Annotated in this window: 21 protein-coding genes; 8 read left to right on the forward strand and 13 right to left on the reverse strand. The window is 64.9% G+C overall.

The genetic code is table 11. The features are described from left to right. Positions 1–7 precede the first annotated feature (7 nt). From ACSYG9_RS05240 to ACSYG9_RS05250, 3 genes are all read right to left on the reverse strand, one after another. Positions 8–1,834, reverse strand: a complete 1,827-nt coding sequence (locus ACSYG9_RS05240; RefSeq protein WP_454841459.1) for a flavin-containing monooxygenase — start codon at positions 1,832–1,834, stop codon at positions 8–10. A 34-nt stretch (positions 1,835–1,868) separates the two neighbouring features. Continuing rightward, positions 1,869–3,179 carry an NtaA/DmoA family FMN-dependent monooxygenase gene (locus ACSYG9_RS05245; protein WP_454841460.1) on the reverse strand — a complete coding sequence of 437 codons (1,311 nt, stop codon included), beginning with the start codon at positions 3,177–3,179 and terminating at the stop codon, positions 1,869–1,871. 133 nt (positions 3,180–3,312) lie between these two features. Then, complete coding sequence (locus tag ACSYG9_RS05250; RefSeq protein ID WP_454841461.1) at positions 3,313–4,956, reverse strand: FAD-dependent oxidoreductase; 1,644 nt, start codon at positions 4,954–4,956, stop codon at positions 3,313–3,315. Positions 4,957–5,085: 129 nt separating this feature from the next. Here ACSYG9_RS05250 and ACSYG9_RS05255 point away from each other — a divergent pair, with 129 nt between their 5' ends. Both ACSYG9_RS05255 and ACSYG9_RS05260 read left to right on the forward strand, forming a co-directional pair. Further along, positions 5,086–6,711, forward strand: a complete 1,626-nt coding sequence (locus ACSYG9_RS05255; protein WP_454841462.1) for an FAD-dependent oxidoreductase — start codon at positions 5,086–5,088, stop codon at positions 6,709–6,711. After that, positions 6,708–8,291 (forward strand): AMP-binding protein, encoded by a 1,584-nt coding sequence (locus ACSYG9_RS05260; protein WP_440126141.1) that lies wholly within the window; start codon positions 6,708–6,710, stop codon positions 8,289–8,291. The genes ACSYG9_RS05255 and ACSYG9_RS05260 overlap by 4 nt, the downstream gene beginning before the upstream one ends. Positions 8,292–8,350: 59 nt before the next feature. On the opposite strand, the gene ACSYG9_RS05265 is transcribed toward ACSYG9_RS05260, so the two are convergent. Further along, a complete protein-coding gene (locus ACSYG9_RS05265) occupies positions 8,351–10,147 on the reverse strand; it encodes an NAD(P)-binding domain-containing protein (protein ID WP_454841463.1) in 1,797 nt (598 codons plus the stop codon). Positions 10,148–10,353: 206 nt separating this feature from the next. Here ACSYG9_RS05265 and ACSYG9_RS05270 point away from each other — a divergent pair, with 206 nt between their 5' ends. Then, a complete protein-coding gene (locus ACSYG9_RS05270; protein ID WP_454841464.1) occupies positions 10,354–11,760 on the forward strand; it encodes an alpha/beta hydrolase fold domain-containing protein in 1,407 nt (468 codons plus the stop codon). Between the two features lie 2 nt (positions 11,761–11,762). On the opposite strand, the gene ACSYG9_RS05275 is transcribed toward ACSYG9_RS05270, so the two are convergent. The 4 genes from ACSYG9_RS05275 to ACSYG9_RS05290 all read right to left on the reverse strand — a co-directional run bounded on the left by ACSYG9_RS05275 (position 11,763) and on the right by ACSYG9_RS05290 (position 17,558). Next, positions 11,763–12,341, reverse strand: coding sequence for a TetR family transcriptional regulator (locus ACSYG9_RS05275; protein ID WP_440126144.1), 579 nt, complete (start codon positions 12,339–12,341; stop codon positions 11,763–11,765). A 34-nt stretch (positions 12,342–12,375) separates the two neighbouring features. Beyond that, positions 12,376–13,335, reverse strand: coding sequence for an enoyl-CoA hydratase/isomerase family protein (locus ACSYG9_RS05280; RefSeq protein WP_454841465.1), 960 nt, complete (start codon positions 13,333–13,335; stop codon positions 12,376–12,378). 27 nt (positions 13,336–13,362) lie between these two features. Beyond that, positions 13,363–15,771, reverse strand: a complete 2,409-nt coding sequence (locus tag ACSYG9_RS05285; RefSeq protein WP_454841466.1) for a CaiB/BaiF CoA transferase family protein — start codon at positions 15,769–15,771, stop codon at positions 13,363–13,365. Between the two features lie 137 nt (positions 15,772–15,908). Then, the gene (locus ACSYG9_RS05290) at positions 15,909–17,558 is read right to left on the reverse strand and encodes a bifunctional 3-(3-hydroxy-phenyl)propionate/3-hydroxycinnamic acid hydroxylase (protein ID WP_440126147.1); all 1,650 of its coding nucleotides are present in this window, start codon (positions 17,556–17,558) and stop codon (positions 15,909–15,911) included. Between the two features lie 162 nt (positions 17,559–17,720). On the opposite strand from ACSYG9_RS05290, the gene ACSYG9_RS05295 reads away from it, so the two are divergent. Next, positions 17,721–18,422 (forward strand): IclR family transcriptional regulator domain-containing protein, encoded by a 702-nt coding sequence (locus ACSYG9_RS05295; RefSeq protein ID WP_440126148.1) that lies wholly within the window; start codon positions 17,721–17,723, stop codon positions 18,420–18,422. Between the two features lie 7 nt (positions 18,423–18,429). Here the strand turns inward: ACSYG9_RS05295 and ACSYG9_RS05300 are convergent, their stop codons facing one another. The 3 genes from ACSYG9_RS05300 to ACSYG9_RS05310 all read right to left on the reverse strand — a co-directional run bounded on the left by ACSYG9_RS05300 (position 18,430) and on the right by ACSYG9_RS05310 (position 20,895). After that, entirely contained in the window at positions 18,430–19,278 is an 849-nt protein-coding gene (locus ACSYG9_RS05300; RefSeq protein WP_440126149.1) for an alpha/beta fold hydrolase, read from the reverse strand. Beyond that, a complete protein-coding gene (locus ACSYG9_RS05305) occupies positions 19,275–20,249 on the reverse strand; it encodes a 3-carboxyethylcatechol 2,3-dioxygenase (RefSeq protein WP_454841469.1) in 975 nt (324 codons plus the stop codon). Before ACSYG9_RS05305 ends, ACSYG9_RS05300 begins: the two co-directional genes overlap by 4 nt. Before the next feature lie 145 nt (positions 20,250–20,394). Further along, entirely contained in the window at positions 20,395–20,895 is a 501-nt protein-coding gene (locus ACSYG9_RS05310) for a hemerythrin domain-containing protein (protein WP_454841471.1), read from the reverse strand. A 227-nt stretch (positions 20,896–21,122) separates the two neighbouring features. Here ACSYG9_RS05310 and ACSYG9_RS05315 point away from each other — a divergent pair, with 227 nt between their 5' ends. Next, positions 21,123–21,482 carry a hypothetical protein gene (locus ACSYG9_RS05315; RefSeq protein ID WP_454841473.1) on the forward strand — a complete coding sequence of 120 codons (360 nt, stop codon included), beginning with the start codon at positions 21,123–21,125 and terminating at the stop codon, positions 21,480–21,482. 144 nt (positions 21,483–21,626) lie between these two features. On the opposite strand, the gene ACSYG9_RS05320 is transcribed toward ACSYG9_RS05315, so the two are convergent. Both ACSYG9_RS05320 and ACSYG9_RS05325 read right to left on the reverse strand, forming a co-directional pair. After that, the gene (locus ACSYG9_RS05320; RefSeq protein ID WP_454841474.1) at positions 21,627–22,718 is read right to left on the reverse strand and encodes a zinc-binding dehydrogenase; all 1,092 of its coding nucleotides are present in this window, start codon (positions 22,716–22,718) and stop codon (positions 21,627–21,629) included. Between the two features lie 118 nt (positions 22,719–22,836). Next, positions 22,837–24,315, reverse strand: coding sequence for a PAS domain S-box protein (locus ACSYG9_RS05325; RefSeq protein WP_454841476.1), 1,479 nt, complete (start codon positions 24,313–24,315; stop codon positions 22,837–22,839). Positions 24,316–24,476: 161 nt separating this feature from the next. Here ACSYG9_RS05325 and ACSYG9_RS05330 point away from each other — a divergent pair, with 161 nt between their 5' ends. The 3 genes from ACSYG9_RS05330 to ACSYG9_RS05340 are packed head-to-tail and all read left to right on the forward strand — an operon-like array spanning position 24,477 to position 26,543. Further along, complete coding sequence (locus tag ACSYG9_RS05330) at positions 24,477–25,649, forward strand: acyl-CoA dehydrogenase family protein (RefSeq protein WP_454841477.1); 1,173 nt, start codon at positions 24,477–24,479, stop codon at positions 25,647–25,649. A 32-nt stretch (positions 25,650–25,681) separates the two neighbouring features. After that, positions 25,682–26,041, forward strand: coding sequence for a hypothetical protein (locus ACSYG9_RS05335; RefSeq protein WP_440126156.1), 360 nt, complete (start codon positions 25,682–25,684; stop codon positions 26,039–26,041). A 4-nt stretch (positions 26,042–26,045) separates the two neighbouring features. Further along, positions 26,046–26,543 (forward strand): nuclear transport factor 2 family protein, encoded by a 498-nt coding sequence (locus tag ACSYG9_RS05340; protein ID WP_454841478.1) that lies wholly within the window; start codon positions 26,046–26,048, stop codon positions 26,541–26,543. Positions 26,544–26,546: the final 3 nt, after the last annotated feature.

The raw sequence follows: 26,546 nt of genomic DNA on the forward strand, positions 1-26,546 counted from the left end.
AAGGACGCTAGGTGAGCGTGACGCCTTCCATCTGCCCGCTGTCCCGCCATCGGGCCAGTAGGTCGAAGAACTGGATCGGGCCGCCGCCGTAGTTGGCTGCGACGAGGCCGTCGGGATTGCCGCTGTCGCCCTCGTTGTCGAGATAGCTGGGGGTGCAGTCCGCGTAGAAGGCCTGGCCCGCCTTGCCGAGTTCCTTCATGGTGGCGACCCAGCCGTCCTCCGCCTCGAGGTCTGCCTCGATGGTGGTGGCTCCTCGCTCGATGCGCTGCGTAAGCAGGTAGACGAGGTGGCGGGCGCGTTCCTCGGCGGTGTGCGTGTAGTTGTTCGCGATGCCGGTCTGCGTGTACCCGAGGAAGAAACAGTTGGGGAATCCGTGGGACTGCAAGCCGTGGAAGGTACGCGGTCCACTCTTCCACTTGTCGCTCAGGTGGATTCCGTCGCGACCGATGATATCGAATCCGGCGCGGCGGGTGTAGCTGCTGCTGACGTCGTATCCCGTTGCGAAGATCAGCGCGTCGACCTTGTATTCGGTGCCTCCGACGACGACCCCGTCGCGTGTCAGCCGCTCGATTCCGCGGCCGTCGGTATCGACGAGCTCGACGTTGTCGCGGTTGAACGTGGGCAGGAATTCGTCGTGGAACCCGACTCGCTTGCAGAGCCGCTTGTACCAGGGCTTGAGTGCTTGGGCGGTGGCCTTGTCGGTGACGACGGAGTCGATCCTGGCACGCACCCGTTCCATGGACCTGTAGTCGGCCTCGAACAGGAACTCGCCGATCTCCTCCGGCGTCATCGGTGTGCCACGGCGTTCGTTTTCCTGCTGAATCGCAGTCTTGGTGACCTCGGAGGCGACCCGGGTCCAGCCGTCGTCGACGAGGTCGACGTGGCTTTCCATGCCCGCGGTGTAACGGGTGAAGTTCTCCATCCGCTCGCGCTGCCAACCGGGCTCGAGATTCGCAGCCCAGTCGGGATCGGTGGGTTTGTTGCCGCGTTCGTCGACGGCGTTCGGTGTCCGCTGGAACACGTAGAGTTGCTGGGCCCACCTCCCGAGGTGAGGCACCACCTGCAGTCCGGTGGCACCGGTGCCGACGACGCCCACCGACTTGTCCTGCAACCCTGACAGGCCACCGAATTCGTCTCCGCCGGTGTAGCTGTAATCCCATCGGCTCGTGTGGAAGGTGTGCCCTTCGAATTCGTTGATACCGGGAATGCCGGGCAGTTTCGGACGTACGAGCGAGCCGGGCGAGACCACCACCGCCCGGGCGCGGATACGATCGCCGCGATCGGTGTGGACGTTCCAGCGTTGTTCCGCCTTGTCCCAGACCATCTCGGTGACGGTGGTGTGGAAGAGCGCGTCGCGCACCAGGTCGTAGTGGTGGGCGATCGCTACGAGGTGTTCGCGGATCTCGGCGCCGTAGGCGTATTTCTGAGTGGGGATGTAGCCCAGCTCTTCCAGGAGCGGCATGTAGATGTACGACTCGATGTCGCATTGGATGCCCGGGTAGCGATTCCAGTACCAGGTTCCGCCGACGCCGCCCGCCCGGTCGAGCAGTCTGATGCCGTCGAGGCCCGCCTCGCGCATGCGCGCCGCGGCGATCAGGCTGCCGAGACCGGCACCGATCATCAGGATCTCGACCTCGTCGTTCACGGGATCGCGCGGGGTCCGCTCGACGTAGGGATCGTCCTCCCAGTGCGAGAATTCGGCCGTGACTTCGACGAACTGCTCGACTCCGTCGCGCCGGAGTCGCTTGGCACGCTCGTAGGCGTGTTTGGCCCGCACCCAATCCGGGTCGAAGCCTTCGGGTTTCGGGCCCGGCGGCGTCAACGTCTCCGGCATGCTCGGTTCCTTTCACCTCGCGGCAGTGCACGGCTCACGCGAAGCGCTCCCGCAGCGGCCGGTCGTCGGGGGTGGATCGGTAGATGCCACGATCGATCATGCGCGGAATCACCTCGTCGATGAAGTCGCGGATCGACGCCGGGCCGACGGGGAACATGAGGTTGAAACCTCCGACGTTGCCGTCGCTCCACCAGGCCTCGAAATCGTCGACGATGTCGTCGTACGAGCCGACGAACTTGCGGTGCTGCGCACCGCCTCGGCCGAGGGACTGCGCCGTGACCTCGCGGACGGTGGCGCCGGGGTGCGCCTCGATCCAGTCGTAGAGACCGACGTAGTTCCCGAAGGTGCTCTTGATGGTCTTCTCGACGTCGGCGGGCTTCGGCATCTTCTCGAACGGGAACCGGTCTTCGACGCTGTCGAACGAGATCGGCTCCAACCCGAATTGCACCAGCACCTTCGGCGCGAGGAGTTCCCACGGAACGAACTCGTCCAGGGCGAGCATCTGCTCTTCGGCCTCCTTCGCGGTGCGTGCGACGTAGGGGATGAGGCCGGGAACGGCCGGGACACTCCCGACGGGGCGTCCCGCGTCGGCGAGCGCCTTGTCGAGGTCCTCCCGGTATGCGGCTGCGCGCTCCCGGTTGGATGCCGCGGTGAACACCATGTCGGCGTGCCGTGCGGCGACCTTGATACCGGGTCCGGACCCGCCCGCCTGCGCGACCAGCGGTCGGCCCTGTCTGCTCGGTGCAACGTTGAGCGGGCCGATCACGCTGAAGGATTCGCCCTTGTGATTGATCGGGGAAGCGTAGTACCGCGTGACGCCATCGGGATCGCGGCGCACCTCACGATTGGCCCAGAGGGCTTCGGTCACGTCGAGGAATTCCGTGGCGCGGCGGTATCGGGTCTCGCGGTCGGGGTGGCTGGTCTTGCTGTAGTTCAGCGCGAGTGCGTCGCCGACGGTGGTGACCGCGTTGAGTCCGGCCCGGCCGTCGGACGCTTGGTCGAGCGAGGCGATGAGACGCGCGAGTGTGTACGGGTCGTAGAACGTCGTCGACGCGGTGGCGATGAGCCCGACGTGCTTGGTCTCGCGGGCCATCGCGGTCAGCGCGGTGATCGGCTCGGCCGGTCCGCCGTCGAAGGCAGGCGAGTTCGGCATGCCGGGTACGTCGCCGAGGAAGATCGCGGTGAAGAACCCTTCGTCGCCGAGGTGCCCGTAGGTCATGAGCCGTTCGAATGGATCGACGAGGGCTGTGTCGGCGTGGTGCTGCTGTTCGTAGGCGGGAGCCCCCATGTGGAGGTTGACGTCGTTGCCGACGAGGTTCAGGTGGAGGTAGCGCCGAGTCGCCATGGCTGTCCTTCAGATCAGAGGTGGCATCGAGAGTCGTCCTGTAATCCCAGTCACACGCTATAGATGGATGGTCCGGCAAGTCAATAGACGATGCGTCCATCTTTTGACCGAATCGGCTTGTCCGTGCGTTCACTCAGGTCTGCGCCACTTCGGAGCGCGCCGGAACCTTGTCTGCGACAGCCGCCCGACCTGCGGCGATCCCCCACACCCCCGCGACCGCGAGGGTGGCTCCGGCACCGCCGTACACCATCCCGCTGGGATTGGCCATGACATTGCCCGCGGCATACAACCCCTCGATCACGTCGCCGTCGACATCGAGAACCCGCCCCTCGACGTCGGTGCGGGGTCCGCCTTTCGTGCCGAGCGCCGAACTGATCACCTCGACGGCATAGAACGGTGCCGTTCGGACCGGACCCAATGTGGCGCCAGGGGAATCCGGATCGCCCATCCTTCCACCGGGGAAACGATCGAACGCACTACTGCCCCGCGAGAAATCGGGGTCCGCACCTTGCGCCGCGTGGTCATTGAAGCGAGCGACGGTGTCCGTCACCGCGTCGATCGGAAGAGCCAGTGCTGCAGCCAGTTCCGAGATGGACGATGCCCGGGTGACCCACTCGGGAACCGGGGCCCCCGGGCGAGCGCCGAACACGCCGAACCGGTCGACGGTGGACTGGTCGAAGATCATGTACGCCGGAAGATTCGGGTAGTCGAGCCGTGACTCGTCGAGATGATGGAAGGCACCACCGAAGGCGTTGTAGTTCGCGGCTTCGTTCGCGAAACGGCGACCGTAACGGTTGACCATGATCGAGCCGGGGAGCGCGCGCTCGCGTGACGACAGCATCGCGACCGGCGACCCGTCGCGCCGGATGCCGGGGCACGGCACCGAAGGAGACCACCACGCCTCACGCATATTGCCCAGGCGGGCACCGACTCTCATAGCCATTCGCAGGCCGTCACCGGTATTGGTCGGTGCACCGATGGGACGCGTCAGCGGGCCGCGCAGAAAGTCGCGCACGAGGTCCGGGTCGTATTCGAATCCTCCCGTCGCAAGGACGACAGCGGAGGCCCCGACTGCGCGCACTCCGTCGGCGGTCTCGACCTCGACACCGTCGACGACATCGTCGTCGGTACACAGCCGCAGTGCCCGGGTTCCGGTCCGGACGTCGACCCCGCGCTGGAGGCACGCCTTCAGGAGGCCGCCGACAAGTGCGCGGCCCAACCCTTCTTCCTCTGCTTCTGCGCGGGCAGCGAGAATCTCGGGTGCGATGACGCCCGTCCCGCCGCCGAGCGGCATTTCGACGAGCATGATGCGTTGGATGTCGCCGGCGATACGGTCGATCCACTCTTCGATCCCTGCGAATGAGAACAGTCCGGGCTCGAGGGTCCGGCCACCGCCGGGTTTCCCGCCGGGGTGTTCGGGGTGGTAGTCGGGATAGCCCTCGACGAGCTGAAGCCGTAGATCGGTGTACTCGTGCAGAAATTCGACGAAGCCGGGGCCACCGGAGATCAGTGCTTCGGCCAGCTCGGGCAGGATCATGCCGTTGGACAGGCTGGACAGATACGTCATGCCTTCCTCGAGCGAGTCCTGGACGCCCTTGCCTGCCGCGACGGGGTTTCCGGGAACCCAAATTCCTGCTCCGGAGAGGGCAGTGGTGCCGCCGACCAGGTCGGACTTCTCGAACACCGCGACGTCGGCACCCTCGAGTGCGGAGGCGAGCGCCGCTGTGAGGCCGGCGGCTCCGGACCCGAGAACGATTACGTCGTACGTCTCCCGCATAGGTAACTCGCCCATCATCTCATCGCGTCGTGTTGTAATTATTGAACACCTGGTCTCTATTGATGCACGTTCGCTATGGTAAGCGGGATCACACCACCCCACAAGAGCCCACTCGAACCGGAGGCCGGAGTGTCCGAACCCGAAACATACGATGTCATCGTCCTCGGCAGCGGCGCTGCAGGACTCACCGCCGCATTCACTGCAGCACACGAAGGTGCGCGAGTCGCAGTCCTCGAGAAGAACAACCGGATCGGCGGCACCACCGCGTGGTCCGGAGGCCACCTGTGGATCCCGAACAACCCGTACATGCCCGGCATCGGCGCGACGGACAGCACCGACGACGCGATGACCTACCTGATGTCGCTCGGACGCGGCATCCTCGACGAACGCCTGGCACGCGCCTTCGTGGACGCCGGACCGAAAATGGTGCGCGCACTCGCCGACGAGGGCGGCGTCGAGTTCTTCGCCGTGCCAGGACTTCCCGACTACCACCCGTCCAATCCCGGCGGCAGGCCGGAGGGTGGCCGGACACTCGGGCAGGAACTGTTCCCCTTCTCCACTCTGGGCGAGTGGCAGGACAAGGTCGAGGTGACCCCCTACTACTCCCCCTACCTTCGGATGGACGAGACCGCGATCGGGTGTGCAGTCCCCAAGGCGCCCACCGACGAGGAGAAGGCACGTCGTGAGGCCGAAGACCTACGGGGCATGGGCGGGGGGCTCGTCGGCCATCTCCTGAACGCGTGCCTGCGCGTCGGCGTCACGATCGAGGTGTCGACAGCGGCACACGACCTGTTCGTCGAGAACGGTCGGGTGACGGGTGTGGTCGTCGAGACCGCCGAAGGACGGCAAACCCTCCGCGCCACCCAGGCTGTCATCCTCGCCACCGGCGGATTCGAGTGGAACGAGGAATACCGCGCCGCATTCCTCCGCGGCCACGTCACGAAGCCCGCCTCGATCCCCACCAACACCGGCGACGGCCTGCGCATGGCGATGCGTGCCGGAGCTGCACTTCAGAACATGCGCGAAGCCTGGTGGATCCCCATCACCGAACTCCCCGCGGGCATCAATTCGATGAACCTCGAAATGATCAACGGTGACCGCACACGACCACGCAGCATCATGGTGAATCGCACCGGGCGGCGCTTCACCAACGAAGCCGTCAGCTACAACTCGGTCGTGGGTGCCTTCCACCAGGAGGACGTCACCGCATTCCAGTACGCCAACCTGCCCGCGTGGCTGATCTTCGACCACACCTATCTCACCACCTACGGATCCACCGGTCGGCCCTACACCGGCGCCACACCCCCGTGGCTGACAGAGGCTCCCACCCTTCACGACCTCGCTCTGACACTCGGCATCCCCGGCGACGAACTCGAACGCACCGTCGAACAGTGGAACGCGAACGTCGCGGCGGGCAAGGACCCGCACTTCGGCAGGGGCGAGAGCGCTCACGACCGGTGGTGGGGCGACCCGTACAAGAAGGGCAGCATCGAAGGCACCCTCGGCCCGATCACGGACGGACCGTTCTACGCCATGGAACTGACCGCAGGCGTCATCGGCACCAAAGGCGGACCCAAGGTCGACGAGTATGCCCGCGTCATCGATCTCGACGGTGACGTGATCACGGGTCTGTATGCGGCGGGCAACGTTTCGTCACCGACCGGCGCCTCGTACGGTGGCCCCGGCGGAACGCTCGGCCCCGGAATGACATTCGCCTGGATCGCTGGCCGGCACGCAGTCGGCGCGGACCGGTGACCGTGTCCGGCTCGATCGTCGAGGCGTGGCGCGAGCGGGTCGCCGCCGGACCGGGCCGCGCGGCGATCCGGTACTTCGACGGCGCGATCGATACCGCCGCCCTGGATTCGCTGACCGATGCGCTGGCCGCCGAGCTGCAAGCGCGGGGTGTGCGCTCAGGCGACCGGATCGGTATCTATCTGCAGAACATCCCGTACTACCCGCTGAGTCTGCTGGCCGTGTGGAAGGCCGGGGCCATCGCCGTGCCCCTCAACCCGATGTACCGGGGCGAGGAGTTACGGCGGCTGGTGGAGGACTCCGGCACCACGGGGATCATCGTCGCCCGTGGTACCGACGAGGCGACGCGCAACGCGCTGGTGGGAACCCCGGTACGGTGGCTGCTCTCGGCGTCGTCGCGCGATTTCCAGACGCGGAACGACCCTCGGGTGTTCACCGAACCGGATCCCGCGCCCTCCCCCGACGGCGACCTCACCACAGTTCTCGCTGCACGACGCGGTCAGCGTCCGACGCGAATCATGCACGACGGCGACGACATCGCGTTCATCACTTACACCTCCGGTACGACCGGGCCACCGAAAGGCGCGCTCAACACCCACCGCAATTTTCTGTGCGCGGTGGCGGGTTACGCCGAGTGGATCCGGTTCGCCGCCGGCGACGTCTCCTACGCGATCGCTCCGATGTTCCACATCACCGGGCTCTCACTCAACGCCGGGATCGCACTGATGAGCGATGCGACCCTGAGCATGAGTGGACGGTTCGAGGCGTCGGTCGCGCTCGACACAATCCGCGAGCACGAGGTCACGACGACGGTCGGTTCGATCACCGCGTTCAACGCCTTCTTCGGCGTCCCCGACGCTGGTACCGACCATTTCGCGAGCGCGAAGCGCATCTACTCCGGTGGGGCTCCGATCCCGCCCGCGACGATCGACGCCTTCCGCGACCGGTTCGGCGTGTACCTCCACAACATCTGGGGCATGACCGAGACGACCGGCGGGGGTATCGCTGTGCCGCCCGGTGTTGCGGCTCCTGTGCACAGTCCGAGCGGGACGCTCTCCGTCGGCGTCGCGACACGCGGCGTCGAGGTGGTCACGGTCGACGCTCAGGGACGCGCGCAACCACCGGGGCAGGAGGGCGAACTCGTCGTCACCGCGCCGCAGGTGATTCCCGGCTACTGGCAGAACGAAGAAGCAACCGAGCGCACGCTTCCGGGTGGGCATCTGCACACCGGCGATGTCGCCATCATCGACGACGAAGGCTGGGTCTATCTCGTCGATCGCATCAAGGATCAGATCAACACCTCGGGCTACAAGGTATGGCCGCGCGAGGTGGAAGACGTTCTCTACGAGCACCCTTCGGTCCTCGAGGTCGCGGTGGTGGGCGTGCCCGACGAGTATCGGGGTGAAGCAGTGGTCGCGTATGTGTCGCTGCGAGAGGGAGAGACGACCGATCCGGCCGAACTGGTCGCATTCGCGGGTGAACGTCTCGCCGCATACAAGCGGCCCCGCGAGGTCCACGTGCTCGAGGCACTCCCGAAGACTGCGACCGGCAAGATCCAGCGAGGCGCGTTGCGCGGACGATGAACTTCGGTGTTCTCGACAGCGATATACGCCGTTGAGAACACCGAAGTTCGGGTCGAGCCCTACGGCTTGCGGGTCTCCGGATCCATCGGCTCGATGCCCTCCTCTATCGCTTTGATCAGCAGCGCCGTGAATCGGCTGTAGAAGCGCGCCATCCGGATGAATCCTGTGCCGAACCAGAGTCCGGGTTGCGCCGATCGGCGCCAGGTGTTCGCGTACTCGCCGTCGGCGGCACGGCCGTACGCCTTGTCGATCTTCGCCGCCGCGGATCCGAGGACCGGCTTCAAGTGGCCCCAGAACTGGTGGTAGCCGGTCGCGAAGACGATCAGCTCGACGTCGTGCAGCTCCGACCCGTCGGTGAATACCACCGTCGTTCCGTCCTTGATTTCTGCTACCTCGACGCCCTGCTTCAGGCGGACGCGACCGTCGGCGATCAGCTGGGATGCGCCGATGTCGATCTGGTAGCTGTCCTTGCCGGACATGTGTGCACCGATGATCCCGGTGCCGTCAGGCCCCCAGTTGAGCTTGAATCCCTGGGATTCGAGTGCATCGAGCAGCTCCTTGTCGGCCGCCTTCGCGAGCTGCACGAGTTCCTTGTTGAACTCGTCGACCCGTTCGTTGGGCAGGGCGTAGGTCATCTGGTCGGCGAAGTCCGGCGTCAGCGTCATGTCTTCGGTGAACAGCGTCGACCAGTACTTGTGGTAGCTCGGGTAGGTGACGACGTAGGTCGACGTGCGCTGCACCATGGTGACGTCGGCGTCGTGTTCCCAGAGGTCGTGCGCGAGTTCGTGTCCGCTGACCCCCGACCCGATGACAAGCGTCTTCTTGCCCGCGTAACGTGCGCCGTCCTGGAACTCGTCGGAATGCACTGCGACACCGCGGTATTCCGAGAGTCCGTTGATCTCCGGGATGCGCGGTGAACCGAACATGCCACCCGCGACGATGAAGTGGCGCGGGTGCAATGCGCGGATCGATCCGTCGCCCAGTTGCACACGTACGGTCCACCGCTCGGCTTCCTCGTCGTAGTGACCGCTCAGAAAGGTCGTGCTCGTCCACACGTTGAGGTCGAGTGTGGTGGCGTATGTTTCGAGCCAGTTCGCGAACTTGTCCTTCGGGGTATGCGCAGGCCAGGTCGCGGGAAGTGGAAGATACGGCAGGTGGTCGCCGTAGACGGTGCTGTGCAATGCGAGCGATGCATAGCGTTTGCGCCATGTGTCGCCGATACGCGCTTCCTTGTCGATCACCAGTGTGTCGACGTCGAGGGCGCCCAGCCTCGCCGCGAGGGCAAGGCCGTTGTGGCCTGCGCCGAGCACGAGCACGGTGGGGTCGCGATCCTCGAACGACGTCTCGCCTCGGCGATCGTCGGCCCAGCGCGTGCGGCCCGGGACGACGCCGTAGACCTTGCCCTCGGGGCGGCGGTGACGGGTGGCCTCCGGAAATGCACTGAGCGCTTCGACCTGGGTTTGCAGCGTGAACGCGACGAACCGCGACCCATCACGTACGAGCCGGACGAATCCCCGGTCGATCCGGTCGTTGGTGGTGAAGTCGAAGAATCCCATGACGTCGTCGCCGGAGAGGAAAGGCTGCTGCTCGCTGTTTGCCGAGAAGCCGGACGCGCTCCACTCCTTGGCGAGCTCGATCAGCCGACCGGCAGTCTGCTCGCCGCCTACGGCGTGGTGGAAGTCCCACGGGAAGGCCATGAAGTCGCGCCACGTGGCATCGGGATGCAGGCATGCCCCCAACTCGACCTCCGAGCCGTTCTCGATCGCCGCGGCGAACTCCGCGAGCCAGGCCGCGAAGACCTCCGTCGCATTCGGAGCGTCGATCTGAGGGGCTGAGTTCTGCCGAGCTTCCGTCATGACGTGCGGCTCCTTCTCGGTCTGATGAGTGATCCGAAGGCTTGTGTATTTAACGAACACTTTGGTTCTATATACACACATACTGGTCGAGTGGTCCGCTCTCCGTCAAGAGTCACGGGCGGAACCTTGTGGCGCCCAATGTCATCAGATACCGTCGAGTTGCATTTACTACACACTGTTGTGCACTATTCGAGACAGGGGATGGGATGGCGGGCAACGACTCCCATGAGGTGGGGGCCGGGCTGATCGTCCGAACCTTCGCGTCGCAGCATGCCCCCGCGGGTCGATTTCTGCTGCTGATCCTGACCCGCGACAATTCGCACACCTACCGCGAATTCGCCGACGACGGCCTCGTGGTGGTCGAAGTCCCCGTTCGCCCCGACAGCGCACTCGACGACAGCGACCGCGCCCTGCAATGGGCCCGCTCGGTGGCCGCCGATCACTTCGGTGCCGATCCGAGCCGCATCGCCGTCCTCGACGCGCCGGAAACGCATCCTCTTGCCGCCGAACTCGCAGAGCGCGTACGGGCCCGACATGAACCCGCACTGGTCGTCGACACACTCCGCAATACCGACCTCGCCGGATTCGCGACGGGCCTGCACGCCCGCATCTCCTCGCTTCCGGTGTTCGAGGGCCCCACCGAGCCTGCCGTCGCGGTGCATCGCAGGGTCGAACCGGCAACACTCGCACAGCTCGACCACCTGACCCGGTGGGACACCACGAGCATCGACACCATCCGCGCTTCCTATGCCAAGGTCACTCCCCCTAGCGTCCCTGCGAACGACCGAGTCGAGCGGGTCGACGACGTCGTCCCCGGCACCGCCGAGCGACCAGGAATCCCCGTCCGCTGGTACCGGCCTCGGGACACTCCGGGCCCTCTCCCCGCGGTCGTGTACTTCCACGGCGGTGCGTTCATCATGGGTGGCCTCGACGAGAACGATGATCGGCTCGACCTCCTCGCCACCGACATCGGTTGCGCGGTCGTGTCGGTCGACTACCGTCTGGCACCCGAGAATCCCTACCCCGCAGGGCTCGACGACGCCGAGACGGTCTGGTGTCACCTCCTCGCGAACGCCGACGCACTCGGCGTGGACCCGAGCCGCCTCGTCATCGGCGGCGCAAGCGCAGGCGCCGGACTCGCCACCGCGCTGTGCATCCGCCTCGCCGAGATGGGCCTGCCCCAGCCCGCATTGCAACTGCTGGTCTACCCGATGCTCGACGACCGAGAGCACGGTTCCCTCCTTGCCCTCGAGGGCGGCGCCGGGCATTGGGGTCTGTGGCGACTCGAGGCCGAACGTCACTCGTGGCGGGCGTATCTCGGCGAACTCTCCGGCACGACACCACCGGCAACAGCCGCGCCCGGCCGAGCCGAAGCAAACGAATTGCGCGGCACAGCACCGGCATTCATCGGTATCGGCGACGTGGACGCGCTGCTCGACTCCAACCTGCACTATGCCGCGCAGCTGTCCCGCGCCGGCACTCCCGTCGAACTCCATGTCTACCCCGGGGTGATCCACGGCGGGTTCGTCGCCCGCCCTCGCACACGCCAGACCCGGCGTTTCCTCGACGACGTCTACGCCGCCTTGCGCACGGTCTTCGAGACCGATACCTGACCTCAGCGCATCGCGGCCAGCAGTGCATCCGACATCGCGTCGATCGCGCGCTCACGCTCGATCTCCCACCCCTGGATCAGCCAGAGATGCATGAAGTAGTCGAGCATCGAGTAGAGCATCGCGGCACTGAGACGCAGCTGCTCCGTGGTTGCCGACGTCTTGGTGCGCGACCATTCGACGACCAACTCCTCCATCGTGCGCATGTGTTCCGCGGCGAACTCCGGATCGGCTGCGCGCGCCTCGTGCAGCGTCTTGTAGAGGATCGGCGCCTCGAGATAGAAGTCGACCATCCGCTCGAAGAATTTCCGCACCGATGCAGCCTGCTTGTGTCCCCAGTTGAAGCCGTCCTTGGTCTGCCACTCGACCATCCGCGCGTCGCGAAGATTGCGCAACACGGTGGCCTTGCCGTCGAAATGCAGGTAGAAGGTTGCTCGCCCGATGCCGGCCCGCTGCACGATGTCGTCGACCGTGGTGGCGAAGTAGCCGCGGTCGGCGAACGCCTCCAGGGCGGCATCCAGGATGCTCTGCCGGGTCAGGTTGCGTTGACGCTCGCGCATGGACAGTCGTGGAGTTGTGCTCATGAGTCGGTGATCCTAACCGGGACCGCAACAGTGACTAGGGGCGCAGCCGTGCGGCCTTGCTGAGCCTGAACTCGGGGGGAAAATTCTCGTCGTTCGCCTTCACCGAATTCGTCAGCCCCGCCTCCATCATCTCGGCATCGAGATGGAACTCGTGCTCGTCCGGACGGACGAGCCGCCCCATGGACTCGACCATACCGGTGAGGAGACTCCCCATGTACTCACCTTGATGCTGCTTCATCATCCGGAAGAACATCTTCTGGATCACGACGGTGTCGGTCGGACGGTTGCGCGCGCACGCCTTCGCGTACGTCTGTATCTCGTCCTCGAGGTCTTCGCGGGCCACGACCTTGTTGAGGAAGCCGCACTCGTACATCTCGTCGGCGGTGAACGGTCGGCCGGTGAACACCATCTCCTGAAAGCGCCGTATTCCCATTGTCATCGCCCATGTCCACATGCGCGGGCCCCAACCGACGTAGCGGAACGCTGCGTGTCCGAACAGTGCGTCGTCGGACGCGATGACGAGGTCGGCGTCGGCTGCCTGGTAGAAGTGCCACCCGTAGCAGTAGCCCTTGACCTCGACGATGCTGATCTTGTTGAACTCCTGCAGGCTCCGGCAGCCGGATTGCGCGTCGGCGAACCACGGCCCGTAGTTGCCCATGTTGCGGTACGAATCCTTCGGCGGATAGACGACGTCGGGGTCGTCGATCCGGAACTCCTTGAGGCGCTCCGCCGAGTCTCCGTCCTCGATACCGGCCATGAAGTCCGGCAGGTCGACCCCACTGCCGAAATCGTCTCCTTCGGCCCGCACCACCAGGACTTTCACGTCGTCGTCGATGCTCGCCCGGTGAAGAAGGTCGGCGTAGCGCAGTCGCGCTTCGACGGTCGGAGCGTTCAGGCGGTCGGGCCGGTTGAACGTGATGGTCGCGATCTTCGAGGCCGGATCCTTCTCATAGAGGATGATCTCTTCGGCCGACGGCGGTTCACTGTTCGACATGTGCGCTCCTCGAGTTCAGTACCTGGTTCACCGAGCGGGAGCCCGGCCGATCACTCCGTCTTGTTCCAATGCGCGCAGGTCGTCGTCGGTGACACCCAGCGCTTTCAGTTCGTCTTCGTTGTGTTGCCCGAGCAGCGGTGCCGGTCGCTGCGTAAGACGGTCGGGCAGTCCGGTCATGGTGAACGGCAGGGTGCTCTGCCGGTAGCGACCGACGACAGGATGTTCCATGTCCTCGAAGAACCTCCGCGCGCTCAGCTGCTCGATCTCCGTCTGGCGGTGCGGTTGCATCATCCGCGCAACAGGGACACCTGCACTCCACAGGAGGTCGACGATGAACTCGGAGTCCCGTTCCTCGCACCACGCCTGTATGAGTTTGTCGATCTCGTCGTGGTGCTCGAAACGCCCTGCACGGTAGGAGAACCGAGAATCCTCGAGCTCCGGGATCTCGCTCAGCGCTTCGACAAGCGCACCCCACTGGGTGTCGTCCTCGACGGCGAGCGCAATCCAACTGTCGAGCCGGCCGAACTCGTCGACGTCCTTGGTCCGGTACAACCCTTGCGGAGCGGCGTCCGGCCCTCGGTTGCCCTGTCGCGTCAGGATCGACCCGGTCGCGGTGTACTCGATGATCTGTTCGGCGGTGATACTCAGTGCCGCATCGATCATCGACGCTTCGACGAGCGCGCCCTCGCCGGTGGCCGCTCGGTGTTCGAGCGCCAGCAACAGGCCGTACACCGCGTGCATACCGGCATTCGGGTCTCCGATGCAGGAGGGTTCGAGAGGGTTGCTGTCGGGGTATCCCGTCATCCAGGTCAGGCCCGCGGCGTCCTCGATCGAGTAGGCGAATGCGGCGATGTCGCGCCAGGGGCCGTCGAGCCCGAAACCCGGCATACGCACCATCACGATGTCGGGCCTGATTTCCCGTACCCGCTCGTAATTCAATCCGGCCTGATCGAGGACTCGCGGTGTGAAGTTCTCCACGAGGACATCGCAGGATTCGATGAGACGCTCGAGCAGTGTGCGCCCTTCATCGGTGGTGAAGTCGATCGTGACGCTCTTCTTGCCTGCGTTTCCGCCGAGATGGATAGGTGAATGCTCCCACCACATTTCGGTGTCACCCGACACACCGCCGACGAGTCGGCCACCGTCCGGCCGCACTACGGACTCGAGGTGTATGACATCGGCGCCGAGCAAGGCCAGCAGATGCGTCGAGGTGGGGCCTGCCCAGAAGGCCGTCATATCGAGCACCCGCAGTCCGGCGAACGGCAAGTCGATACCGTCGCCGTCGTGGTGTGTGCGCATGTGTCCGGTCAGGTCGCCGTGTGCACCGAGAGGCGGAGACGGCTGTGGCGCAGACCAAGTGAACGACGAGATCCGGAAGGGTTGGCGAGGCTGCAGGAACTTCCCGTACGGGTTCTCGACGAATACCTTGCGCACTTCGAAGTGGTCGAGTGCGGCAACGTTGCCGGGATCTGCGACGGGAGCGTTCGGGATTCGAAAGGCGACCGCCAATTCTCGGATCTCGTCGACGGTGCGCGCGGCGACCCATTCGGCAATCAGGGGCGCCACCTCGGCCGGACGGGACATGATGGCGTCGTCCTCGATCCATTCCGCATGATCCATCATCACGTAGAGGTCTTGACGCTGTTGCAGCGTGCCACAAGCCATTCCGACCAGGCCATCGGCAGCCTGCTGCACGCCGGGGAGCACCAGTGCCCGCTCGGTGCGCCACGGCCGCTCCATCACGTCGTGGTAGGTGACTGGGTAGTACGTCAGGCTCAGCACGATCGCCTCGAGCATCGACAGGTCGATGAGGCACCCACGACCCGTGAAACGCGAATTCACACGTCCGGTCAGTGCCCCGATGGCGGTGTAGGTGCCGGTCACGAACTGCCCCACCCGGCCACCCACCTGAACCGGCGCGCGATCAGGCGCGCCACGGCCAAGGCCGACGATCGCACCGGACCACGCTTGGAGCGTGAATTCGGTTGCAGCCCTATCGCTCCACGGGCCTTCCAGCCCGAAGGGGCTGATCGACACGACGACGAGATGCGGATGGTCGGAGTTCAGCCGCCTCGGATGCAGTTCTGCGATGCTCGCGAAGGGCGAGTCGGACGACCAGATGACAGCATCGGCGCTCGCGAGCAGACGCGCGACCCGCTCTGCGGCATCCGCTCCCCCGGGGTCGATGACGAGGCTTTCCTTGCCGCCCGCCAAGAACTGGAACAGCGGACCGCTCTCGCCGTCCCCGATCTCGGCACCCGAACCGGACCAGCGCCGCAGCGGGTCGCCGTCCGCGGCTTCCACTTTCAGAACCCGTGCACCGCCGTCTGCCAGGAGCCGGGTCCCGTATCCGCCTGCGACACCAACGGACAGGTCGACGACGACGAAGTCCTCGAGCGGAAGCTGTTCGGTGCGGCTGTCCTGACCCTTGTTCATTCCCGATTCCTCACGCCCGTCGGATCAGCGGCCACTCAGTTCGATAGACGATGTGTCTTGTCATTGGACACTGTTCCCCAACAGAGGCACCACCGTCAAGCAAATAGTCGAACCCTCTACCGAAATGTCGGCGCTTGTCAGCCCGCGGCGGCGCCCGACGGGCTGTCGGCCACGAATTTCTCCATGTGCAGTGCGCTCAACAGTCGCGTCGACAGCAGACTCGCGTCCTGCGCGATGCCTGCGGCAGCGACGAAGCGGTCGGGCCGCAGGAACAGGACCGACTCGCGGTGCACGTCGAACCACGCCTTGAGCTGCCCCGGATCGCCGACCACCGTCACGCTCTCGTCGTACGAGGTCTGCCCGATCTGGGCCGCAGGAACGACGGCGACGAGTCGCGCGCCGATCTTGCACCACGCCTCCACGCTGGGCTTGTCGAGCACAGCGGTGGGATCGTTGTTCCAGCAGAGCACCGCGAACCAGTTTCCGAGCGCCTCGTCGAGCAGGCACCGGCCGTTCTCGGTGACGACCTCGGGTTGGATGAACATCCGGCCGACCGGCGAATCCTTACCGGGAAGCGGCACCACCGCTCCCGTCTCGTATCGCGGCATAGGCTTGAATCGCATCTCGAGGATGTAGCGCTTGAGCGTGGGGAGCGCCGCCGCCGCGCGAAGCACCCGGTCGCGCAACCAGGCAAGACGCGTGTCGCGCACCGAGATCACCCGTCCGACCATGGTCGACAGGTCGATCATGGCTCGGGCATGCCCGCGTCGCTCCGCGTCGTAAGTGGTGAGCAAGTCGGGGTCGGCCTGCCCGGCGCACACCGCAGCCAGCTTCCAGCCGAGGTTGACCGCGTCGCGCACACCGCTGTTGTATCCCTGCCCTTGCCAGACGGGCATCAGGTGGGCTGCGTCGCCCGCGATGAAGATGCGGCCGCGGCCGAACTCGCCCGCGATCCGCGAGTGGTGGGTGTAGATGCGGTACGCGATTATCTCGGCATCCTCCGGGCGGGGGATATGCAGACCCAGAAGTGTGCGCACGAATCCGATGTCGTCGACCTCGCTGTCGTGTTCGTCGTCCATGAGCATGAACTCGAAGCGCCGGATGCCGTGGGCAATCGAGATGGAGGCATACGGCCGCTCGGGGTCGGCGCCCACATAGCTGTTCGGCGAGCCGAGGGGATCATGGGCAAGGTCGACGACGAGCCAGCGCGTGGACGAGGTGACACCGTCGAATGCGGTTCCGATGATGTGGCGGGTCCGGCTCTTCCCTCCGTCGCAGCCGACCACGTATCGCGCACGCACCTCGCGAAGTGCGCCGCCGTCGAGGAGTTCGACGACGACTCCGTCGCCGTCTTCGCGCAGGGACTGCATCGGAGTGGACCAGCACACCTCGACGGTGTCGAAACGTCCGAGACCTTCGAGGAGTTCTGCGTCCACGAGCGGCTGGACGAAGCCGTTGCGTCGCGGCCAGCCGAACTGCGCCTGGCTCGGTGCCATCTCCGCGAGAAGATCACCGTCGCCGTTGACGAATCGCAGAATCTGATTCGGAATCAGGTGTTGTTCGACTTTTCCTGCCAGCCCGATGCCCTGGAAGGCGCGCATGGACTCATCGTCCAGGCCCACTCCGCGCGGGTAGTCGATGAGGACATCGCGCTCCTCGGCGATGAGAACCTGCAGGCCCCGGGCACCGAGGATGTTCGCCAAGGTGAGCCCGACGGGCCCTGCTCCCACGATGAGCACATCGACGGCAGCCAACTCCGACGCGGATCGTTCTCGACCGTCGATCACGGGCATTCCCCTTGCATCAGTGTGTTGTAATTATCGAACACCGAGCTTCTATATACACACGTACTATGGCGAACGCGGCGCTGTAGTGTCAACACCGCCGGCGCAGCTGAAGTGCATATACTGAGTTCCATGTTGTATTTGTTGCTCACAGGTCTGCGCTGAATGACTACCTCGAACGGGCGCGAGCAGCCTGCACCCCAGGTCGGAAGCCGGACGCTGGCTCGCGGACTCACCGCACTGCTCGCCGTGGTGGACTCCCCCGACGGCATGACCGTTGCGCGCCTCGCCGCTGAGCTCGACGTCCACCGCTCCATCGCCTACCGAATCCTGCAGACATTGCGCGACTTCGGATTCGTGACACACGGATCCGACGGCAGCTACCGTCCCGGAGCGCTCCTCGCCGCCCTCTCGACGTCCTACCTTCCGGCGTTGCGCGAGATCGCCACCCCGGTGATGCGGCGCCTCGCCGACCAGGCCGGCTGCACCGTGCACCTGTTCGTCGTCGAGGGTGAGGAGGCCGTCTCGATCGAAGTGGTGGAGCCTGTGACCGTGCTTCAGCACATCGCTTTCCGCGCCGGAATGCGGACGCCGCTCGATCGCGGAGCCGCCGGTTACGCACTGCTGGCAGCGGGCCCCGCACTGGCGGGCGAGCCCGAAGCTGTCGCCGAAGCACGGCGGCGCGGATACGCAACGAGCTCCGGCGAGGTCGAGTCCGGTGCCTACGCCGTCGCCGCCCCGATCGCGAACTCACACCCCGCGGCGTGCCTGACACTCATGAGCCATCGCGAGAATCAGCTGGCCACGGCAGCGCCTGATGTCGTGCGTGCCGCAGGCGAGATCGCCGCGGCCGTACTCGAGGGCTGAACGACTTCTACGCGTCGCCGGCGAGGAAACCGATCACGGCCTTGTCGCAGATCTCCTGCTGCTCCCACTGCGGCCAGTGCCCGGCACCGTCGATGAAGAGGAACCGGCCGTTCGGCATCTTGTCGGCCATGTCCATGCCTGCACCCGCAGGACCGGACGGATCGTCGCTGGTCCAGATCACCAGCGCAGGTGCAGTCACCGCTGCCAGGTCGGCGTCGGTGACCATGTTGCGCCGGCGCACCTGGGGATCCTGCAGGCACAGGACGTGTCGCATCGACTCGGCGAACCCCGGCTGCGAATAGATCGCGCGACGGCACCCGACGAGTTCGTCGGTCACACTCGCCGGATCGGCCATGAGCCACTCGAGACGCGCTCGAATGCGTTCCTCCGAAGGATCGTCGGCGGCAGCCTGACTCAAGTCCCTGATCCGCGCCATCACCTCCGGCGACGCCATGGTTCCCCCGGGCGTGTTGAGCACGATGCGGTCCAGTCGCTCGGGGTGCCTCACCGCGAATTTTATTGCCACCCAACCACCGAGCGATTCGCCGGACACGTGCACACGATCCAGACCCAAGTCGTCCAACAGCGCGGCGAGGTGCCCGACATAGGCATCGATTTCGAGATCGCGATCGGTCGGGGTCGTGTAGCCCTGACCGGGAAAGTCGTATGCGATGACGGTGAAATGCTCGGAAAGCGCAGGTATGTTGCGCGAGAACGCCTCCAGATGCCCGCCCGTTCCGTGCATGAGCACAAGGGCGGGCCCGGCACCTGCGCGCAGTACACGGGTCCGCCACCCGTCGATCTCGCGGTACTCGATCGTGTGTGCCACCGTGCCGAGGTCGTCCCAGATCGTCATTGCGCAGATAACTCCTTCGGTATTGCAGTGGTGACCGGTATTGCAGTGGTGACAGCGAATCCCGCGAACCACTCCTTGACGGGGCGGTAGTAGCGACGCGTCATCTCGTATTCGCCCTGAGTGGACAACGCGGCGTACGCGGCAATCCAGGTGCGGATCTCATGGGCAGAGTGGCCGCCCTCCTCCGCGAACCAGTCGGTCGACTTCCCGTCGAACGCGGTGGTGTCGCCGGACTCGAAGGCGTCGAGAACGAAGGCATCGAACTCGGGATTGAGGTCGTGGAAATCGGTTGATCCCGAGGAGAATGCGCCTGCTGCCGCCACCGTGCGGGATTCCCGGATCCGGCGTTGCTCGGCAGTAGGATTGCGCCCGTGCGTGATTCGTTCGGCAACTTCCGGAGACGCATTTTCCATACGGGGTACGGGCGGGTCGTGCGAGAGGCCACCCGACCCGACGATCAGCACACGTCTGCCGGACTCCGCCATGGCTCGCCCTGAAGCCTCTCCCAGCAGGCGTGCGCGACTCGCCGGGCCGAGCGGCTCGGCCACACAGTTGATGAACACCGGAACCAGGGGTGGGAGCTTGTCCATGGAACCGAACAGGAACAGCAGCGGCTGAACGAAGCCGTGGTCGACATGCATCGACTCCGACAAGGCAACGTCGACCCCAGACTCGAGTGCGTGTCGCGCGAGGGCGTAGGCGGCGTCGCGGTCGACGGGCAAGGACCCCTCGGGTAGCCCGTAGTCACCCACGGATGTCGCTGCCGCACCCACACAGAACGGCGGCATCAGCTCGTACAGGAATCCATTGTAGTGGTCGGGGGCGAAGACCAACACGAGCTCAGGATCGAATTCCTCCACGAAGGCGCGCGCGCCCGCGAGCTGCGCGTGCACTTCGCCGACGATCTCCGCCGCTGGATCGTGCAGGCCGATCAGCGGCGAGTGCGACGAAGCGCAGAGAGCAAGCGGCATGGCCACTCCGTTCATCGTCCAGGTGAACCGCGGTGTGTGCGATATATACACATCGACTCTCGGTATCTACACGCGAGACAGTAACACTCGCCCCCTTGGACGTTCAACGAAAAGGATCCGGGCGACCTACGGACGATCCCCGCTTCTAACTCAGGACCGCATCGACCGCCTTCTTCAACGCCGACGGCTGCACAGGAGAGGTGGGCGCGTTCTTCCTCAATTCGATCATTCGCTCACCGATATCCTGAAGTTTTTTGCGGCCAAGGGCTTCCCGCACCTTCGGGAACCACTCCTGCTCCTCTTCGTCGATATGGTGCTCGACGTTCTCGATCAACACTGTCGTCTTCGCGGTGAATCTCTCGTCCCCGGGCTCCATCGTCGCCAATTCCATCACCAGCACATCCGCGACGTGATGCTCCTCGTAGGATTCGAGAATGTCGTCTTCGACGTCGGGGACCAGCTCCCGCACTTGCGGATACATCCCTTCGTTCTCGATGTAGGTGTGCACGGTCAAGACTTCGATGATCTTGTCGACGATCCGCCCCTTCTGCGCTAGCGCGTTCGGTCCCGCAGCACGAAAATCGCGAAACAACTTCCGGATCTCCTTGTGCTCCTCTTTCAGGAGCACGATGGCATCGGTCGTCATGAGCACCTCCACACGAATCGCTCGGCCACGCCGGGCTGCGACGGGCATTTTCATATTCCCCGGAGCCCCGCCGCCGAAACACATTCGCATCCTCCGCCTCCCGACGAGGAACGCCGGCCCGAGTCACCCGAAGCTGAACGATTGTCCGAGTAGCGAAGTGTGAACAGGTGATATACAAAAGCCTACATACTTGTGAATCGCATCACATCTTGACTCGAGAAGGTCCCATGACGAAATGCGCCCCTGACAGGCCCCTGCGCGTACTGTTCCTCGGCATTCCGACCGACCCTGACGAGCTCACACGGTGGACACAGCTCCGCACATCCATTGCCGTCGCCGGCATCGAAACCACATGCAGTCTCGAACTCCACGACGCGGATTGCGTCATCGTCACCGAAGATGTGCTCGACGGTTTCTGTACCGCAGCCGAAGCAGCCGCGCTACAGAGACTACGAGGTCAAGGCGTCACATTCTTGTGCGCAGCGAAGGATCAGGCCGGCATCTTCTCCGCACTCCACGCACTTTCCACAGAGCTCGACGAACCCGGAGGCTCGCTACCGCAGAGTCCGGAAACCCGGGTGTCGTGAGGGCCCCTCAACAGAACGGGTGAGGCCGGCTGCGCTGCTGAACCGACTCACCCTGACCGGCGCACCTTCGGCCGAAAGCGTCCCGGCTACAGAAACTGATACCCGAACTACGTCCGAATACCTACGTCCTGGCACATTTATTTGTCACCGCGCACGCCCCTCTGAGCGGACTCGACCCCGGTCGGCCGGGGGATACATCACGAGTTTGCCGACATGCCTGCGGCGGCCGAGCTCTTCCTGGGCCCGGGCCGCCTGGGCCAGCGAATAGGTTTCCGCGATCACGGGGCGGACTCCACCCTTCCGAGCGAGGTCCATCAACATCGTGAAGTGAGTGGGAGTGTGCATGCTGGAGCCGATGATCCGAGCATTGTGAAGATAGAGACGGCGCACATCGAAAGCGACGTCGTGTCCACCGAGCGCTCCGGCGACGACCCATCTGCCGCCCTCACGAAGCAACGGGAGCCCCGCACCGAGAAGATCCCCCGCCACCACGTCGAGCACTACGTCGATCCCCTCACGAGAAGCGGCACGGACCTGCGTGACGACGTCCTTCGCGCGGTCGATGACCTCGTGAGCTCCCGCTCGCCGTACGGACTCGACCTTGGATCCGCTACTGACCGCGAGCACCCGCGCACCGCGGGCATGTGCGAGTTGCACGAGCGCCAGGCCCACACCTCCGGAGGCGCCGGTTACGAGGACGGTGTCGTCACCGGTAACCCCACCTCGTTCGATCATGCCCAGCGCGGTGCCGTAGGCAGTGGGGAGTGCGCAGAGCTGGGCATCCGAGAGCGGCGAATCGGTGACCTCGTGCACCTGACCACTCAGTGCAGTGACGTACTCGGCATATCCACCGTCGCGTTCGCTTCCCATCAGTCCGATCGGGTGCGCGTCGGGGCCCTCGCCGTCGTAGATCGCCGGGTCCACCACTACCCTGCGACCGATCTTGCCCGAATCCCCGCCGGGCCCGACCGAGACGACCACACCGGCTACGTCTGCGCCCTGGATTCGCGGGAAGTCGATGGGACCCCGCCAACCCGAGAGTGCGTCCGGGTTTCCCGGTGCCCCGTAGGAACCTTCGCGAGTCCACAGATCGGTATTGTTGAGCGCCACCGCACGAACCTCGACCAGCACTTCCCCCGTGTCCGGCACCGGTACCGGGACCCGGGCGACCTCCAGCACCTCGGGTCCACCGTGCTCCCTGATCCGCACCGCCGTCATTTCATCGGGAACACCCATATGCCACACTCCGTTCCAGTACCGACTCGTTCATCTTCGGGGAGGGATCACCTCGGCCGCGTCGGCTTCCCGATATGCACCGACTCGGACTCCGGCATTCCGGTCACAAGCATCATGTCTACCGGCTCGTCCTCGTGATCGGCAGCCGCAACCGGACCTCGGTGCCGCAGGGTTCGTTGGTGAGGAACCGGATATCGCCGCCGTGCCGTTCGACAATGTGTTCCGACAGGATCAAGCCGAGCCCCGATCCGTCCTGCTTCGCCGAGAAGGCACCCGAGGCCAGCCGATTCCCCGGGGCCCTCTCCATCCCTCTGCCTTCGTCCGACACCGACACGCACGCCCACTCCTCGTCGCGCCAGGTGTTGATCTTCAACTCCTTGACCGCAGTAGTGGGCAGCACTATCTCGTCGATCGCGTTGAAACACAGATTGATGATGACCTGTCCGATCAACACACTTTCACCCCGAACGGGCATGGGCTCGTCCGTCGGATCTACGCTGACGTCCACGCCTCGCTCTGCGGCCCGCAGCCGGACGAAGTACAGACTCTCGTCCACCACTGCGTTGAGGTCCAGTGCAGACATCGTCGACTCGATGCGCCGGACGTAACGTTTGGCAGACGCCACGATCTCCGCGGCACGGCTCAATTGCTTCTCTGCCATGTCCAATCCGTACGAAAGCTGCTCACGATCGAGTGTGCCTCCCGCGACACGTGCCTTCAGTCCGCTCAAGTAGTTCGACGAAGCCGCGAGGGGCTGCCCGAGTTCGTGAGCAAGGATCATCGCCATGTCGCCCATCGCGTTGTAGCGGCTCAAATATTGGAGGTTGGCCACCTGGTACTCGTGCCGCAGTTCCAGTTCGACGCGTTCGGTGACGTCGCGGACGGCCAGGACACGCGAGACGATGCCGTCGTGCACGACGTCCTCGAGCTCACCGGCTAGCCATGTCACGCTCCCGTCCGCTTTCGTGATCTTCTGCGTGATCTTGACCGATCCGTTTCTGGACGCAAGTTTCGCTACCACCGGCTCGGAGTTCAGCGCAGGATCGCACCGACCCAGGTCTTCGAGATGAACCCCCGTCAGCCGATCCGGTGTGGAATGGAACAGCCGCGCGGCGAGCGGTGAGATGTCTTCGATGCAGTTGTCGTCGTCGAGCACCAGAATTCCGGCCGACGTGTGCGTCATGATCCGCTGCAGGGACTGCGACACCCAGCTGAGTTCCTGCTGGATTTCGACCTCCTCGGAGATGTTGCGGAACTCGACCATGATCACCGGACCATCCTGGAACTGCATGAGCGACGCGGTCGCATCGGTGAGGAAGTCGACACCGGCCTTGGTGCGGTACTTCCACTGTCGGCGACTCGACCCGTGCACGACGGCGGACTGCAGCCATGCGACACCGAGCGCTCGACGGTACTGCCGTTCCTGGCTGCTCATGTGGTGCGCCTTGAGCGGACGCAACTCCTCGAGCGTGAATCCGAACATCCGGCATGCGGCGGGATTCACCCACAGAATGTTCTTCGACGCGGCCTCGTGAATGAGAATGCCCGTCTGCGTCCGTTCCGCCATTGCCTGGAAGTCGCGCCGAGTGGGGAACATCGATCGACACCTCCTGGACCATGACGGCCCATCATCGAACGCGATGCGTCCCATCCGCCATAAGGAATTACCTTATGCCCTCGGGAGAAAACCCCGATACCGCCGTAGCCGCCGCGTCCATAGCGTGTTCATCAGCGCGAACACGAGCGAACGGAGACGACATGACGATCCCCAGCACCACCGAACGGATCGCGGCCGAGCCTGTGGGCGCGGCACGGGACCGTGCATTCGACGATGCGCTCGAAGTCCTGCGCGACCGACGCGACGAGTTCAACAAGCAGCACTTCGTCCCACCCGATTACATTGCCCTGCTCAAGCGTGCCGGGATGTATCGGGCGTCGACACCGGCGCAGTTCGGTGGTGAACCGATGGATCCGTCGTCGTTCATGGAGCTCGTCGAACGGATCTCCGCGGTGGACCCCGCCACGGGCTGGGTCGCGAGCTTCGGGTCGTCTCTGGTGTATTTCTCTGCGCTGCCGATCGCGACGCAGGCGAAGATCTACGCCGACGGACCGGACCTCGCCTACGCCGGTGGCCTGTTCCCGATGCAGGAAGCCGAGAAGGTGGAGGGCGGCTACCTGTGCAGTGGGCTCTGGCAGTTCGCGAGCGGATGCCGCGGCGCCGACATTCTCGGCATCGGCCTCGCCGGCGGCCCGGATTCCAACGGTATGCCACTCACCGCGCTCGTGGACCCGGGCGACGTGGAGATCGTGGAGAACTGGGATGTTGCCGGAATGAAGGCAACCGGCTCCCACGCCGTCCGCGCAGACAGGCTCTTCGTGCCCGAAGAGATGACCTTCGTGCGCGGCGGACTCCCGCAGGTGGACGAGCCGATCACCCGCTACCCGATGCTCCCGTACGCGGCACAGGTCCTTGCGGTGGTGACACTCGGGGCGGCACGCGGCGCCCTCGACTACGTGCGTGAGGTGGGTTCGGCCCGTTCCAGCATCACCGGCGGAACAGCCAAGGGGAACCGCCCCGCATACAAGACGGGCCTCGCGAAGGCCGAGGCCGATCTGCGCTCGGCGCGGGCGTTCTTCTACGAGGTCACCGACGAGGTCTGGGAGCTCGCCGTATCGGGCGCCACCATCACCGACGAACACAAGGCGTTGCTCCGATTGGGTGCGACCCAGGCTGCGCATGTAGGCCGTGATGTGGTGCTCACCGCATTCGATCTCGCGGGCACCGGCGCGATCTACGAGAGCCATCCGCTCCAGAGATATCTGCAGGACGCGCTCGTTCCGGCCCAGCACGCGATGCTCCAGACCAACACCTTCGAGGCCGCCGGTTCGATCCTGCTCGGACTCGACGCCGGTATCCCCAGTTTCCCCTGACCGGGCTCGACCCCAACCGAAAGGACGCCGTCATGGCCGAACCGTTGCGCACACTGTTCTGCATCGGCAACAACCAGAATTTCTTCGATCTGCCCAAGGCGGAGATCGGCCCGGTCTGGGTCGGCATTTCCACCATGCTCTCGAACCTGAAGAACATGGACGGCATCGACATCATCGGCACGTTCGATGACGACGCCCACATGGTCGGTCCGTCCGATGGGTGGCCGTGGACCTGCTACGTCCTCGCCGATGCTCGGGATCAGGAGACGGTGAAGAACGCATGCAACCTGTTGCGCACCACCATGATCGGCGAATACGCACTGTGGAAGTACTTCAAGATCGAAGCGCGGATGGGTCGTGAGCTGACCATTCGGGACGACGTGGAGTTGTAACCCGATGACCGCCCTCGAACGCCGTCTGGCAGTCCTCGAAGCGAAGGACGCCGTCCGCGACTGCCTGACACGCTACATGGACCTGTGCGACATACCCGGGCCCTTGGAGCGCACCGACCAGATCGGACTGCTGTTCACCGCGGACGCGACCTGGGAAGGCGTGGGCCCTGAGTACGCCGGCAAGTTCGGGATCGCCCGAGGTCGCGCCGAGGTCGTTGCGCTCGTCTCTCGCTATCTTCCGCCTGCGGAGCACTTCGTCCGCAACGTTCATCTGCTCGGCAGCGAACAGATCCGGGTGGACGGTGACGGTGTTCGGGGCCGCTGGATCATGCAGCAACTCTCGCTCTACACCGATGGCACCGCCGAGTTGTTGTGCGCCCGACTCGAAATCGACTTCGATATCGAACAACTCCCCCATCCCACCGCCCGGATGAGCCGGTTCCGTACGCAGCGGATGTTCGCGACACCGCTACCCACCGAAGCAATGGCCCACCTGCACTGAGCG

Source organism: Rhodococcus sp. SJ-2 (assembly GCF_053750035.1).

Coding starts and splice junctions, on each gene's coding strand:
- ACSYG9_RS05240 (WP_454841459.1), bottom strand. CDS start 1,834: ATGCCGGAGACGTTGACGCCGCCGGGCCCGAAACCCGAAGGCTTCGAC.
- ACSYG9_RS05245 (WP_454841460.1), bottom strand. CDS start 3,179: ATGGCGACTCGGCGCTACCTCCACCTGAACCTCGTCGGCAACGACGTC.
- ACSYG9_RS05250 (WP_454841461.1), bottom strand. CDS start 4,956: ATGCGGGAGACGTACGACGTAATCGTTCTCGGGTCCGGAGCCGCCGGC.
- ACSYG9_RS05265 (WP_454841463.1), bottom strand. CDS start 10,147: ATGACGGAAGCTCGGCAGAACTCAGCCCCTCAGATCGACGCTCCGAAT.
- ACSYG9_RS05270 (WP_454841464.1), top strand. CDS start 10,354: ATGGCGGGCAACGACTCCCATGAGGTGGGGGCCGGGCTGATCGTCCGA.
- ACSYG9_RS05275 (WP_440126144.1), bottom strand. CDS start 12,341: ATGAGCACAACTCCACGACTGTCCATGCGCGAGCGTCAACGCAACCTG.
- ACSYG9_RS05280 (WP_454841465.1), bottom strand. CDS start 13,335: ATGTCGAACAGTGAACCGCCGTCGGCCGAAGAGATCATCCTCTATGAG.
- ACSYG9_RS05285 (WP_454841466.1), bottom strand. CDS start 15,771: ATGAACAAGGGTCAGGACAGCCGCACCGAACAGCTTCCGCTCGAGGAC.
- ACSYG9_RS05295 (WP_440126148.1), top strand. CDS start 17,721: ATGACTACCTCGAACGGGCGCGAGCAGCCTGCACCCCAGGTCGGAAGC.
- ACSYG9_RS05300 (WP_440126149.1), bottom strand. CDS start 19,278: ATGACGATCTGGGACGACCTCGGCACGGTGGCACACACGATCGAGTAC.
- ACSYG9_RS05305 (WP_454841469.1), bottom strand. CDS start 20,249: ATGCCGCTTGCTCTCTGCGCTTCGTCGCACTCGCCGCTGATCGGCCTG.
- ACSYG9_RS05310 (WP_454841471.1), bottom strand. CDS start 20,895: ATGACGACCGATGCCATCGTGCTCCTGAAAGAGGAGCACAAGGAGATC.
- ACSYG9_RS05315 (WP_454841473.1), top strand. CDS start 21,123: ATGACGAAATGCGCCCCTGACAGGCCCCTGCGCGTACTGTTCCTCGGC.
- ACSYG9_RS05320 (WP_454841474.1), bottom strand. CDS start 22,718: ATGGGTGTTCCCGATGAAATGACGGCGGTGCGGATCAGGGAGCACGGT.
- ACSYG9_RS05325 (WP_454841476.1), bottom strand. CDS start 24,315: ATGTTCCCCACTCGGCGCGACTTCCAGGCAATGGCGGAACGGACGCAG.
- ACSYG9_RS05330 (WP_454841477.1), top strand. CDS start 24,477: ATGACGATCCCCAGCACCACCGAACGGATCGCGGCCGAGCCTGTGGGC.
- ACSYG9_RS05335 (WP_440126156.1), top strand. CDS start 25,682: ATGGCCGAACCGTTGCGCACACTGTTCTGCATCGGCAACAACCAGAAT.
- ACSYG9_RS05340 (WP_454841478.1), top strand. CDS start 26,046: ATGACCGCCCTCGAACGCCGTCTGGCAGTCCTCGAAGCGAAGGACGCC.